Annotated in this window: 9 protein-coding genes; 6 read left to right on the top strand and 3 right to left on the bottom strand. The window is 59.7% G+C overall.

The window, feature by feature from the left end:
- Positions 1–25: 25 nt before the first annotated feature.
- Entirely contained in the window at positions 26–1,099 is a 1,074-nt protein-coding gene (locus AC1MDT_RS04425) for an alpha/beta fold hydrolase (protein WP_480422704.1), read from the bottom strand.
- 232 nt (positions 1,100–1,331) lie between these two features.
- On the opposite strand from AC1MDT_RS04425, the gene AC1MDT_RS04420 reads away from it, so the two are divergent.
- The gene (locus AC1MDT_RS04420; protein WP_480420870.1) at positions 1,332–2,072 is read left to right on the top strand and encodes a response regulator; all 741 of its coding nucleotides are present in this window, start codon (positions 1,332–1,334) and stop codon (positions 2,070–2,072) included.
- A 329-nt stretch (positions 2,073–2,401) separates the two neighbouring features.
- Here AC1MDT_RS04420 and AC1MDT_RS04415 read toward each other — a convergent pair whose 3' ends face one another.
- Positions 2,402–3,295 (bottom strand): LysR family transcriptional regulator, encoded by an 894-nt coding sequence (locus AC1MDT_RS04415; protein ID WP_480420869.1) that lies wholly within the window; start codon positions 3,293–3,295, stop codon positions 2,402–2,404.
- Positions 3,296–3,416: 121 nt separating this feature from the next.
- Here AC1MDT_RS04415 and AC1MDT_RS04410 point away from each other — a divergent pair, with 121 nt between their 5' ends.
- The 3 genes from AC1MDT_RS04410 (at position 3,417) to lldD (ending at position 8,239) form a co-directional block, all read left to right on the top strand.
- Positions 3,417–5,063, top strand: coding sequence for a GMC family oxidoreductase (locus AC1MDT_RS04410; protein WP_480420868.1), 1,647 nt, complete (start codon positions 3,417–3,419; stop codon positions 5,061–5,063).
- 197 nt (positions 5,064–5,260) lie between these two features.
- The gene (locus AC1MDT_RS04405; protein ID WP_480420867.1) at positions 5,261–6,883 is read left to right on the top strand and encodes an MFS transporter; all 1,623 of its coding nucleotides are present in this window, start codon (positions 5,261–5,263) and stop codon (positions 6,881–6,883) included.
- Between the two features lie 213 nt (positions 6,884–7,096).
- Positions 7,097–8,239 (top strand): FMN-dependent L-lactate dehydrogenase LldD, encoded by a 1,143-nt coding sequence (gene lldD / locus AC1MDT_RS04400; RefSeq protein WP_480420866.1) that lies wholly within the window; start codon positions 7,097–7,099, stop codon positions 8,237–8,239.
- Positions 8,240–8,275: 36 nt separating this feature from the next.
- Here lldD and AC1MDT_RS04395 read toward each other — a convergent pair whose 3' ends face one another.
- A complete protein-coding gene (locus AC1MDT_RS04395) occupies positions 8,276–8,644 on the bottom strand; it encodes a DUF427 domain-containing protein (RefSeq protein ID WP_480420865.1) in 369 nt (122 codons plus the stop codon).
- Positions 8,645–9,016: 372 nt separating this feature from the next.
- On the opposite strand from AC1MDT_RS04395, the gene AC1MDT_RS04390 reads away from it, so the two are divergent.
- Both AC1MDT_RS04390 and AC1MDT_RS04385 read left to right on the top strand, forming a co-directional pair.
- Complete coding sequence (locus AC1MDT_RS04390) at positions 9,017–11,245, top strand: C1 family peptidase (protein ID WP_480420864.1); 2,229 nt, start codon at positions 9,017–9,019, stop codon at positions 11,243–11,245.
- 242 nt (positions 11,246–11,487) lie between these two features.
- The gene (locus AC1MDT_RS04385) at positions 11,488–13,437 is read left to right on the top strand and encodes a DNA topoisomerase III (protein ID WP_480420863.1); all 1,950 of its coding nucleotides are present in this window, start codon (positions 11,488–11,490) and stop codon (positions 13,435–13,437) included.
- Positions 13,438–13,631: the final 194 nt, after the last annotated feature.

Below are 13,631 nucleotides of genomic sequence, written 5' to 3'. Positions count from 1 at the left end.
AAGTCCTTCGCGAGCAAGCTCGCTCCTACAAATGATCCGCGTCCATCACTGCCTTGGCAAAGGCCTGCGGATCTTCCTGCGGCAAGTTATGGCCAATCCCGCCGCTGATCAACCGGTACTCATATTTGCCGGTAAACCGCTTCGCATAATCCTCGGCCGCCGGATGCGGCGCGCCATTGGCATCGCCTTCCAGCGTAATGGTCGGCACAGTAATGGGCGGAGCCTTGGCCAACTGCTGCTCCAGCGCTTCATACTGAGATTCGCCCTGAATCATGCCCAACCGCCAGCGATAGTTGAAAATCGTGATCGCCACATGATCGGGGTTATCCAGGGCCGCGGCGCTGCGGTCGAAAGTAGCGTCGTCAAATGCCCAATTCGGTGACGCCAACTCCCAGATCAACCTGGCGAAGTCGTGGCGATTTTTTTCGTAACCAGCCTGACCGCGTTCGGTCGCGAAGTAGAACTGATACCACCACTGCAACTCGGCCTTGGGCGGCAACGGGTTCTTGCCTGCGGCCTGGTTTCCGATGAGGTAACCACTCACCGAGACCAGTGCCTGCACCCGCTCCGGCCAGAGCGCCGCGACGATGTCAGCCGAGCGCGCGCCCCAATCGTAGCCACCGAGCACGGCCCGCTTGATCTTGAGCGCGTCCATGAAGTCGATGACATCACTGGCGAGCGCAGCGGGCTGGCCGTTGCGAACGGTCTTGGCAGACAGGAAGTGCGTGTCGCCGTAGCCACGCGCATACGGAACGAGCACCCGGTAACCCTGCGCCGCCAGCAAGGGCGCCACATCGACGTAACTGTGAATGTCGTAGGGCCAGCCGTGCAGAAGAATCACCACAGGACCGTCGGCCGGGCCAACTTCCGCGTAAGCGACATTCAGCAAACCGGCCTCGACATGCTTCAGCGGGCCGAACGAGGTGTGCGCATCCGTCTTGACCGTGCCTGTATAAACCGCCGCCGGCGCCACGCTCGCAGCGTCGCTGGTTTGCGCATGAGCAGCACCGAGGGCACCGAACTGCATCAGCGCAAAGGCGAAGACCGAGGGGCCGATCAAACGGCGGCGTTTAGGGGCTTTGTTGCTTAACACAGTCATCTTCACGGTGAACGCTCCTGTAAGTCGGCTGAGGGCAGCGATGAGGGTAGTGGACGCATCTCGATGGAACCCATTCAATCGATCCGAGGTATCCGGCATGTGTCGTAAAACGCTGTTATTAAGGCGTAAGGTGTCCCACGGGGCTGCGGATACAATGCGATACAAAACCCATGGGCAGGTGCACCGTGGCGCCTTGGAACGCGCAACGTGCGAGTAACAAGAGGGTTGAGCAATGGACCATGTGAACCACATCCTGATCGTCGATGACGATCGCCAGATCCGCGAACTGGTTGGCAATTACCTGAAGAAGAACGGCCTGCGCAGCACCGTGGTTGCCGATGGTCGGCAGATGCGCAGCTTTCTGGAAACCAATCAGGTGGATCTGATCGTGCTGGACATCATGATGCCCGGCGATGACGGTCTGTTGCTGTGCCGCGAATTGCGCTCGGGCAAGCACAAAGCCACGCCGATCCTGATGCTCACCGCACGCAGCGACGAAACCGACCGAATCCTGGGCCTGGAAATGGGCGCCGACGATTACCTGACCAAGCCCTTCGCCGCCCGCGAACTACTGGCGCGGATCAACGCCGTGCTGCGCCGTACGCGAATGCTGCCGCCGAACCTGCTGATTACTGAAAGCGGCCGACTGCTCGGTTTCGGCCGCTGGCGCCTGGACACCAGCGCACGCCACTTGCTGGACGAAGACGGGACAATGGTCGCTCTCAGCGGTGCCGAATACCGACTGTTGCGGGTGTTTCTCGATCATCCGCAACGGGTACTCAGCCGCGACCAGTTGCTGAACCTGACCCAGGGGCGCGATGCCGATCTGTTTGACCGCTCCATTGATTTGCTGGTGAGCCGTTTGCGTCAACGATTGATGGATGACCCTCGGGAATCGACTTACATCAAAACCGTGCGTAGCGAAGGATATGTGTTTTCTTATCCTGTGGAGTTGCTTGGTGCCGAGTCATGACATTTTCTTTGTGGTGGTTATGGGCGGTGGCTGGCGGTGGTTTTCGTGTTTGATTGTGTGTATACCCGTTTTTTTTGGTAGCGCCTCTCGAGGGGCGGTGCCTCAAGATCAAAAGCTGAAGGCGAGCTAACGCTCGGTCTGATGAGTGGTGAGAATCAAAAGCCATACGCCGAGCCACAGGAGGAGCGAGCTTGCTCGCGATGATCTATCAGCGACGTTGACGCCGACTGACACACCCCCCCTGTGGGAGCGAGCCTGCTCGCGAAGCTCTTGAGCTTTGCCGTTGCTTTGGCTGTTGATCTTGATCTGCCTGCCCCCCATCCCCTCTCCTAAACAGCGCCAGCGTTCAACAACCCCTGCTCCCGCTCACACAACTCCACCACATAATCCCAAAGCACCCGCAGCCGCACCGACTTGTGCAGTTCGCGGCGGGTGCTGATCCAGTAGCTGCGCTGAACACTTTCATCCGGCAACAGCGGCACCAACTCCGGATCCGCGCTAGCCATGTAGCACGGCAACACCGCAATCCCCAACCCCGAACGAGCGGCCTGCTGCTGGGCGATGACGCTGGTGCTGTGAAAGACCACCTGCGGATTGCGACAGAAGCTGTTGAGGAACATCAGCTCCTGGCTGAACAGCAAGTCGTCGACGTAACCGATCCAGGCATGACGACCGAGGTCTTCGCGGCTGCGCAGCGGTGGCGAGCGGTCCAGATAGGCCTGGCTGGCGTAGAGCGCCAGGCGATAGTCAGTCAGTTTTCGGGTGACCAGCATATCGGCCGCCGGGCGTTCGAGGTGGATGCTGATCTCGGCTTCGCGGTTGAGGATGCTGACAAAGCGCGGCACCGCCACCAGTTCAACTTCCAGCCCCGGATAGCGTTCGAACAAACCCTTCATGCGACTGGCGAGGAACATGATGCCCAGCCCCTCAGTCACACCCACGCGAATCTTGCCCAGTGGCGCACTCGATTGGGTGATTTCCTCTTGAGCCAGCAGTGCGACGTTTTCCATGGCTTCGGCGTGTTTGAGCAGCGCATCGCCGGCCGGGGTCAGTTCGTAACCTTGGGCATGCTGAACAAACAGCGCGGTGCCGAGGCTCTTTTCAATGGCCTCGATGTGCCGGGCCACGGTGGCGTGGGTCGTATTTAAACGGCGGGCAGCCGTCAGCAAACGCCCGCTGCGCTGTAGTTCGAGAAAAAACCGCAGGTCATTCCAGTCAAACATGAATCGTCCTTAGGGCTGCATTGTTTAAAAACGCACAGCGGCTGCGTAAAAACTAACATTCTTTTAACGAAAGCTAACAACTAGGATGACTGACAACAAGAACAACAAGACGAGGTCAGGGATGCAGACTTCTCTGGATGAATACGACTACATCGTGGTCGGCGCCGGGCCGGCAGGCTGTTTGCTGGCCAATCGGCTATCGGCCAACCCGCAACACCGGGTGCTGCTGCTCGAAGCCGGCGGGCGGGACAACTACGCGTGGATTCACATCCCCGTGGGTTACCTGTTCTGCATCGGCAACCCGCGCACCGACTGGTGCTTCAAGACCGAAGTACAACCCGGCCTGCAAGGTCGTGCCCTAAGTTACCCGCGCGGTAAAGTGCTGGGCGGTTGTTCCTCGATCAACGGCATGATCTACATGCGCGGCCAGGCCAGCGACTACGACGGTTGGGCCGCCGATGGCAATCCCGGTTGGAGCTGGCAAGACGTTCTGCCGCTGTTTAAACAAAGCGAAAATCATTTTGCTGGTGAATCGGCGTTTCACGGTGCTGCCGGCGAATGGCGGATCGAGCGCCAGCGTCTGTCGTGGCCGATACTGGATGCCTTTCGCAGCGCAGCCGAACAAAGTGGCATCGCCAGCATTGATGACTTCAACCTGGGCGACAACGAAGGATGTGGCTACTTTCAGGTCAACCAGAAAGCCGGGATTCGCTGGAATGCGGCCAAGGCGTTTCTCAAACCCATCCGTCACCGTGCCAATCTCACCGTGTTGACCGACGTCGAAGTCGACCGCGTACTGCTGGAAAATGGTCGTGCCTCAGCGGTCACCACACGCAGGCAAGGCCAGGCGAAGTCTTTCAAGGCGCGCAAGGAAATCGTCCTTTGCGCAGGCTCCGTCGGTTCGCCCACCATTCTCCAACGCTCCGGCATCGGCCCTCGCCCGCTGCTGGAAAAACTCGGTATCGGCGTGGCTCATGAATTGTCAGGGGTGGGTGGCAACCTGCAGGATCACCTGCAACTGCGGCTGATCTACAAGCTCGAAAACGCCCGCACCCTGAACCAGATCGCCAACAGCCTGTGGGGCAAGATGGGCATGGGCCTGCGCTACCTTTATAACCGCAGCGGGCCGCTGTCCATGGCGCCGAGTCAGCTCGGTGCCTTTGCCCGCTCGGGGCCGGAACAGACCTCGGCGAACCTGGAGTATCACGTGCAGCCCTTGTCGCTGGAACGGTTCGGCGAGCCGCTGCACCCCTTCCCTGCCTTCACTGCATCGGTCTGTGATCTTAGGCCGTACAGTCGGGGCCGAGTGGAAATCCGCAGTGCCGATCCACAAGCGGCACCCCTTATCCAGCCCAACTATTTGAGCCACCCAGAAGACTTGCGCGTCGCTGCCGACGCGATTCGCCTGACCCGCCGCATCGTCGCCGCGCCGGCCCTGCAAGCCTTCAAACCGGTGGAATACCTGCCCGGTGACAGCCTGCAAAGCGAGGAACAACTGCACGAAGCCGCCGCGCGGATCGGCACGACGATTTTTCATCCGGTCGGCACCTGCCGCATGGGCCATGACGCGAACGCCGTGGTCGATGCGCAACTCAACGTCCACGGCATCCCCGGCCTGCGCATCGCCGATGCCTCGATCATGCCGCGCATCACCTCGGGCAACACCTGTTCGCCTACGTTGATGATTGCCGAAAAAGCCGCGCAACTCATCCTCAACCCCAACACAAGAATCATCACCCCGAAAAAGGAACGGGTCACCCACACTTGAACCCGGACACGGAATCTGTAGGAGCGAGCTTGCTCGCGAAGGTGTGTCAGTTGACACCCATGCAGCTGACACACCTTCGCGAGCAAGCTCGCTCCTACAAGGAACAAGTACACCCGATACATTGAAGTAGCGGCGCCAACCCACAAGACCGGCGCCGACAGTGGAACAAAAAAACGATCACTGTGAGGGATAACGCAATGTCAGAACATGTTCAGCCTCTGGAAACCGTGCGGAGCGCGGGCACCAGCCAAGACACGCAAAAAGTCATCTTCGCTTCGTCACTCGGGACGGTGTTCGAGTGGTACGACTTCTTCCTCTATGGCGCGCTCGCCGCGGTGATCAGCAAACAATTTTTTGCCGGGGTCAACGACACCACCGCGTTCATTTTTGCGCTGATGGCCTTCGCCGCCGGTTTCATCGTCAGGCCGTTCGGCGCGCTGGTGTTCGGTCGGCTGGGGGACATGATCGGGCGCAAATACACCTTCCTCGCGACCATCATCCTCATGGGTCTTGCGACGTTCTGCGTCGGGTTATTGCCGACCTACGCCAGCATCGGCATCGCCGCGCCCATCATCCTTGTGATGCTGCGCATGCTTCAGGGCCTGGCCCTGGGCGGTGAGTACGGCGGTGCTGCGACGTATGTCGCGGAACACGCGCCGATCGGAAAACGTGGTTTGCACACCAGCTGGATTCAGTCCACCGCGACCCTCGGGCTGCTGCTGTCGCTGCTGGTGGTACTGGGGTGCCGCTACTTCACCGGTGACCAATTCGAAGTCTGGGGCTGGCGGATTCCGTTTCTGTTTTCGATCATTCTGCTGGGCATCTCGACCTGGATTCGCCTGAGCCTGCACGAGTCGCCCGCGTTCGTGAAAATGAAAGCGGAAGGCAAACTCTGCAAGTCGCCACTGCGTGACTCCTTCGGTAAATGGGAAAACCTCAAAGTCGTTTTGATCGCCCTGTTCAGCATCAACGCCGGGCAAGCCGTAACGTTTTATGCGGCGCAGTTCTACGTGCTGTTCTTCCTCACGCAATTCCTGAAAATGGACCCCGCCCTGGCCAACAGCTTGCTGATCGTGAGCGTGATCATCGGCGCGCCATTCTTCATCTTTTTTGGCTGGCTCTCGGATAAGGTCGGGCGCAAACCGGTGTTGATGATCGGCCTGCTGCTGGCTACCGCGCTGTACTTCCCGATCTTCAAAACCCTGGCTCACTATGCCAATCCAGCCATCGACCAGGCGAGCCGTCAGGCACCGATCACTGTCATGGCCGACCCGGCCACGTGCACCTTCCAGTTCGACCCGGTGGGCAAGGCTAAATTTGATAGCCCGTGCGACAAGGTCAAAACCTTCCTGGTGAAACAGGGCCTGCCTTACTCCAGCGCAGCGGCACCTGCCGGCAGCGGTGTGCAGGTCAGCGTCGGCGACGTGAAGCTCGATGGCTTTGATGAAGCGGCCTTGCGCGGTGCGGTGACATTGGCCGGGTATCCGTCACAAGCCGACGTACAGCAGATCAACAAGCCGATGATTGTCGCGCTGATTGTGGCGCTGATCATCATCTCCGCCATGTGCTACGGACCGCTGGCGGCGCTGATGGTCGAACTGTTCCCGACCCGTATCCGCTACACCTCGATGTCCCTGCCATACCACATTGGCAATGGCTGGTTTGGGGGGTTTCTGCCGACCGTGTCCTTTGCGTTGGTGGTGTACACCGGGGACATTTTCTACGGGCTTTGGTACCCGGTGGTGATTACCGGGGTGAGCCTGGTGGTGGGGCTGATCTGTTTGCGTGAGACCAGGAACGTGGATCTGCATACCAACTGACCAGCCGCCCACCGTACTGTAGGAGCGAGCTTGCTCCGGGCGGCGTTCCGACGATGGTCGTTAACGATAACGAGTGTTTACTGGCTAAACGCGTTGCTCTCCAGTCCATCGCGAGCAAGCTCGCTCCTACAGTGATCGGCATGATCGCAAAGCGGGCCGTTTTCGCTAATCTGACCTGATCCATAGCCCCGCCACTCACCAGACCGAGGCACCATGATCATTTCATCTGCATCCGACTACCGCGAGGCCGCACGCCGCAAACTCCCCCGCTTCCTGTTCGATTACATTGATGGTGGAGCTTATGCAGAACATACGCTAAGGGCCAACAGCGCCGATCTGACAGAAATCAGCCTACGCCAGCGCATCCTGAAAAACGTCGAAACCCTGAGCCTCGAAACCACCCTCTTCAACCAACCCCTTTCAATGCCAATCATACTGGCGCCGGTCGGCCTGACCGGCATGTTCGCCCGCCGTGGCGAAGTGCAGGCCGTCAAAGCGGCGGAAAATAAAGGCATTCCCCTCTGCCTCTCAACCGTCTCGGTGTGTTCGATCGAAGAAGTCTCGACCCAAAGCCAACAGTCCATCTGGTTTCAGCTGTATGTGCTGAAGGACAGAGGGTTCATGAAAAATGCACTGGAGCGTGCAAAGGCCGCCGGTGTGAAGAACCTGGTGTTTACCGTCGACATGCCCACCCCCGGCGCCCGCTACAGGGATGCGCACTCGGGGATGTCTGGCCCATTTGCGGCATCGCGACGAATTTTACAGGCCATGACCAAACCCGACTGGGCATTCAACGTCGGCGTCATGGGGCGCCCACATGACCTGGGCAACATATCGAAATACCTCGGCAAAGCCGTCACGCTCGAAGACTACATGGGCTGGCTGGCCAATAACTTCGACCCTTCGATCAGTTGGAGCGATCTGGAATGGATTCGTGATTTCTGGAAAGGCCCGATGATCATCAAAGGCATTCTCGACCCTCAAGACGCCAGAGACGCCGTCAGCTTTGGCGCGGATGGCATTGTGGTGTCGAACCACGGTGGCAGGCAGCTGGACGGCGTGCTCTCCACCGCCCGGGCATTACCGCCCATCATGCAAGCGGTGGGTAATGATCTGACGGTGCTGGTCGACTCGGGAATCCGCTCGGGGCTTGACGTCGTGCGGATGTTGGCGCTGGGCGCGAAAGGCGTATTACTGGGGCGTTCGATGGCCTACGCGTTGGCCGCCGATGGTCAACGCGGAGTGGAAAACATGCTGGACATTTTCGCCAGGGAAATGCGCGTGGCCATGACCCTGACCGGTGTGACCTCGATTGGTCAGATTGATGAGTCCACGCTGGTGGGTGCTGTTCGATAACAACCGCAGCTTCGTTATCGGCTGAAAAAGCGAGTGTCAGACCTCGGCGTCGAGGAGTTCAAACTTCACTTGATCGGGATAGAACGCCACGTACTTTTTGATCTGCTCTACCGACACTTTGGGGTTTTCATAGCTCCACACCGCATTGGCGCCTTCATGCCCCGGGACTTGCAAGCTGAAATAGGTGGCATCGCCCTTGTAGGGGCAATAACTGGTGTGATCGGTGATGGCAAAATACTTTTCGTCGATATCTTCCCGCGGAACGTAATACACCGGCGGATAGTTGGCCTCGAGCAACACCAGCGCGCGTGCAGACGCGGCCACCTGGATACCGTGAAACTTCACCAACAGGCAGCCTGGCTGCTCGGCGATGGTGATGACAGGACTAGGACCGGAGCTTTTCATGGAATACGTTCCTCATGATGCTAATGAACCTGTGTAGGAGCGAGCTTGCTCGCGAAAGGCGTGAGAGCAACGCGTTTATTCAGGAAGAACGCGTTATCGTTAACGTCCTTCGCGAGCAGGCTCGCTCCTACACTACCCGCGATGGCTGCGCAACAGCCCCAAAACCAGAGACCACGACTGTCAGGTATAACCCAGAATTCACAATCACGACGGCTTCGCAGCCGAACGGGATTGCCACTCGCCTGGAAACGGGCGAAACACTCGAACCCGGTAAAACTTCGTCTAGGATCAATAACACCGTTTACACCCCTACTGGGCAGTTGAGCAGTCGTGGCGTGGGGGGACGAGTCTCAGCAGCTTGAGGGACCCCACATGCCGGCCACACAGTTCGCTCTCGATCAAAAGATCATCACCCTCGACGCCCGTCCGGATCGCCTGGATCTGCGTGATCGCATTTTCACCCCGCGCGTGCAGTCACTGCCGCCCTCCTGGCCCGCCGACAAAGACATCGCGACCGAACTCTCGGCTTACCTGGCTAAAGGCATGGTGCTTTACCAGGGCAACGAAGGCGCGTGCACCGGGTTCGGGTTGGCGGCGGTGGTCAACTATCTGTTGTGGCGGCGGGACCGGGCCTCCACCCAAACCAGCCCGCGTCAGCTCTATCATTTGGCCAAGCTGTATGACGAATGGCCCGGTGAAGACTACACCGGCTCCAGTTGCCGGGGTGCCTTGAAGGGATGGCATAAGCATGGCGTCTGCGCGCAGGCGCTGTGGCCGTACTCCGTAAAACCCGACGGCTCGGTACCGGCGTTCGAAGCGCCGGCCGAGAATTGGGCGATTGACGCGATGACTCGACCGCTGGGGGTCTATTACCGCGTCGAGAAAGACGATGTCACTGCGATGATGGCGGCGCTCTACGAAGCGGGCGTGTTGTACGTTTCCGCCAATGTGCATCAGGGTTGGGCGCTGATGCAGCCCAAAGCCAAAAAACACCCGCCCGTGGTGTTCAAGAGCATGTCTGAGCTTCCCGTCATCAAATGGCCGGCAAAGCCTCAGGGCGGTCACGCGTTTGCCTTGATCGGCTACACCTATCAGGGGTTCATTGTGCAGAACTCCTGGTCAACCGACTGGGGATTTTCAGGTTTCGCCATCCTGACGTTCGAGGACTGGCTGGCCAACGGCACCGACGCCTGGACCGTGGCCCTCGGTGTGCCGATCGAACACGGGGCGCTATCGAATGGCCCGTCGGCACGCGCCAGGATCGATGCTCGATCGCCGTTTCGCAACGCGCTGTCGAGCTTCAGCGCCAAGCGCGAAGGTGTCTCGCTGTTCACCGCCAGCGCCCGCGACCTCGACCGCAAAGGCCCGCCGCTGTTGACCATGGACCAGGCCTATGGACTGACCATCGTGATTGAAAACAACGGCAGTATCGGCCCCCGACTCACCGATGTGGAAAACGTCCAGGCGGGAGTCAGGCGCATCGTCTACGAGTCCCCGCGCGCCTGGTACGACAAGCTGCCGGCAGCCAGCAAACCGACGGTGTTGCGGATCGCCATCTATGCCCATGGCGGGCTCAATTCAGAGCAAGACTCCATCAACCGGATTTGTGCGATGGCGCCCTACTTCCTCGAAAACAGCATTTACCCGCTGTTTGTCACGTGGCGCACCGGCGCGCTGGAAACGTTCGCCGACATCGTTCAAGACACCCTGCCGGGACTGTTTCCCGAAGCTGGCAGCCTCAGCGACGCGTTGAAGAACATCAAGGACAAGGCCCTGGAAGGCCTGGACCGCACGGTGGAGCTGGCAACCAAGAAACTCGGCGGCGATCAGTGGAGCCAGATGAAACAGAACGCCGACGCCGCCTCCGTGGCAGGCTTCACGCCGCGCGGGCTGGTGGAAATGGCGGACAACCTGAAAAACCTCGTCGCCGACATGGGCAACAACAACGTCGAGTTGCACCTGATCGGTCATTCGGCGGGCTCGCTGATCAATGGCCACTTGATTCAACTGTTGTGGGCCAGGAGCTTGTCCATCGAAACGTCGACGCTGATGGCCCCGGCCTGCACCCTCGATTTCGCCAATCAGACCTATCGCAACGTCATCGAGGCGGGTGGGCTCAAGCGCGAGGATTTCCACATCCACATGATGTCCGACAACCGCGAACAGGACGACAACGTCATCAACGTGTACCACAAGTCACTGCTGTATCTCGTGTCCCGTGCCTACGAAGAATTGCAACGCATGCCGCTGCTGGGCATGGCCAAAGCCCTGGATAAAGACTTCCAGGACTTCAGCGACCCCGATCTGTCCGAGTGGAACATCGCCGCGAAAAGCATGACCGAACAGTGGAATCAGTTTTACGGGGGGAGCACCATTCCAGCCGGTTTTGCCGCGACAGGCCGCGGGCTACCGGAGGAATGCGCGAAAACCCTGCACATCTTCAACGATCCCAAAATGAACTATGGCGCGGGCACCAAGGCAGACACTTCCCACGGAGGATTCGACAACGACGTGAACGTCATTACCGCCGCGTTACTGACCATCCTCAGGCGCGACCCCGACGCGAAGCTGGACCTGCCAGTGGTGAACCTCAACTATTAAACACCACCCCTTGTAGGAGCGAGCTTGCTCGCGATGAATTCGAAGGCGACGCATTTTCCCAGACAGTACGCGTCATCGTTCACCTCCATCGCGAGCAAGCTCGCTCCTACAAGGGCAATTGATCCGGTCCATCGCAATGATCGGAAACCCACAAACTGTACATCCATACAGATAAAGATTGATCCATCCTTCATCAGACGCCATTCTGTCCGCCTCTCGACTGTTCATGAGCGATGGTGGTTATGCGGCTGTACCTCTGTGAAAAACCTTCCCAGGCCAAAGACATTGCGGCGGTGCTCGGCGCCAGGCGTCGTGGCGACGGCTGCTGGTTGGGCACGGACGTCACGGTGACCTGGTGCATCGGCCACCTGCTGGAAACCGCGCCGCCGGATGCCTATGACGCACGTTACAAGCGCTGGGTACTGGCGGATCTGCCAATCATTCCAGAAAAGTGGAAGATGACTGTCAAACCGCGCACGGCCAGCCAGTATAAAGCCGTCAAACGGCTGCTGGGCGAAGCCGATGAACTGGTGATCGCCACCGACGCCGACCGTGAAGGCGAGATGATCGCCCGGGAGCTGGTGGAACATTGCCGGTATCGCGGGCCGATCCAGCGTCTGTGGCTCTCGGCGCTGGACGATGCCTCGATCCGCAAAGCCCTGGCGGCACTCAAGCCCGGGGCCGAAACCTTCAGTCTTTATCATTCGGCGCTGGGGCGTTCCCGGGCCGACTGGCTGATCGGGATGAACATGAGCCGGCTGTTCACGCTGCTAGGGCGTCAGTCAGGCTATCAAGGCGTATTGCCGGTCGGTCGGGTACAAACCCCCACCTTACGCCTGGTGGTAGATCGCGACCGCAGCATCGCCGATTTCGTGCCGGTGGCTTATTGGGCCATCGACGTGCAGTTACGGCACGACGGCACCGCGTTCACCGCCCAGTGGCGTGCGGCGTCCGAGGTTTGCGACGACCAGGATCGCTGCCTCAATCAGGCGCTTGCCCAACAGGCTGCTGCGGCGATAGGCAGCGCGGCGACTGCCCGTGTGATCAAAGTGCGCACCGAGCGAATGCGTGAAGTGGCGCCGCTGCCGTTCGATCTGGGCACGTTGCAGGAAGTCTGCTCGAAGAAGCTCGGTCTCGGCGCGCAAGAAACCCTCGATATTGCCCAGGCACTCTACGAAACCCACAAAGTCATCACCTATCCCCGCAGCGATTGTGGCTACCTGCCCGTGAGTCAGCACAGCGAAGCGCCCAGTATTCTGGCGGCGCTGCGCCAGGCCGACCCGACGCTGAATGCCTTGAACGATCACCTGGAGCCTCAGCGACGCTCGCGGGCCTGGAACGACACCAAGGTCAGCGCGCACCACGGCATCATCCCCACGGCTGCGGCAAAAAATCTTGAGCGACTGGCGGGCAAGCAGCGCGCGGTCTACACCCTGATTCGCGCGCGTTATCTGGCGCAGTTTCTGCCCAATCATGAATACGACCGGACCCAGGCCGACTTCGACTGTGCAGGTGAAGCCCTGCGTGCGGTGGGCAAGCAGATCGTCGAGCACGGCTGGAAACGTGCCCTGCCCGAGGCCCTTGCCCCGGCAAAGGGCCGCGAAGCACCGGCGCCGCAAACACTGCCGGCCTTGGCCGAGGGCCGCGACTGTGCGGTGGTCGACGTGAAACTCAAGGACCTGTGGACGCAACCGCCGAAACCGTTCACCGAAGGCGACCTGATCAAGGCGATGAAGAACGTTGCCAAACTGGTGGAAGATCCACTGCTCAAGCAAAAGCTCAAGGACACCACCGGCATCGGCACCGAGGCGACCCGCGCCTCGATCATTCAGGGTTTGCTCGACCGCGGTTACCTGATCAAGAACGGCAAGGCCCTGGCCGCGACGCCAGCGGCTTTCAGCCTGATCGATGCCGTGCCGCGCGCCATCGCCGATCCCGGGACCACGGCGATCTGGGAGCAGGCCCTGGACATGGTGCAGAGCGGTGAAATGAGCCTGGAAGAATTCGTTACCAAGCAGGCTGCGTGGATGAGCAAACAAGTCGCCCGCTGCGCCGGCCTGAGCCTGACCATCAGCGGGCCGGCAAGCCCTGCCGGGCGCGGTGCGACACCGTGGAAGAACAAACGAAAGCCGGCCAAACGCAAGCCATCGACCGGCACCAAACGCGCCGCGAAACCGGCGAGCAAAGCGTAGTTTTTCATGTTGTTCTAAAGCTTTTTCAGCTTTTCTGAAATCCTGTGAGAAATTCCACAGAGCCGATTGCAGGCTTCAACTTTTCAATGGGGCGAGTGTGCTTGGCAACTCGGCTGCCGGCTTCCAGACTACTCCCGCGCAATGGTGCCGGTCGGTCGAGCGCGATGTTACTCCTGGTATTGCCCTAGGGGCGC

This window comes from Pseudomonas sp. ASL7 (assembly GCF_056680375.1).
This window is presented reverse-complemented; position numbering and strand designations above follow the sequence as displayed.

Coding starts and splice junctions, on each gene's coding strand:
- AC1MDT_RS04410 (WP_480420868.1), top strand. CDS start 3,417: ATGCAGACTTCTCTGGATGAATACGACTACATCGTGGTCGGCGCCGGG.
- AC1MDT_RS04395 (WP_480420865.1), bottom strand. CDS start 8,644: ATGAAAAGCTCCGGTCCTAGTCCTGTCATCACCATCGCCGAGCAGCCA.
- AC1MDT_RS04390 (WP_480420864.1), top strand. CDS start 9,017: ATGCCGGCCACACAGTTCGCTCTCGATCAAAAGATCATCACCCTCGAC.
- AC1MDT_RS04420 (WP_480420870.1), top strand. CDS start 1,332: ATGGACCATGTGAACCACATCCTGATCGTCGATGACGATCGCCAGATC.
- AC1MDT_RS04405 (WP_480420867.1), top strand. CDS start 5,261: ATGTCAGAACATGTTCAGCCTCTGGAAACCGTGCGGAGCGCGGGCACC.
- lldD (WP_480420866.1), top strand. CDS start 7,097: ATGATCATTTCATCTGCATCCGACTACCGCGAGGCCGCACGCCGCAAA.
- AC1MDT_RS04385 (WP_480420863.1), top strand. CDS start 11,488: ATGCGGCTGTACCTCTGTGAAAAACCTTCCCAGGCCAAAGACATTGCG.
- AC1MDT_RS04415 (WP_480420869.1), bottom strand. CDS start 3,295: ATGTTTGACTGGAATGACCTGCGGTTTTTTCTCGAACTACAGCGCAGC.
- AC1MDT_RS04425 (WP_480422704.1), bottom strand. CDS start 1,099: ATGACTGTGTTAAGCAACAAAGCCCCTAAACGCCGCCGTTTGATCGGC.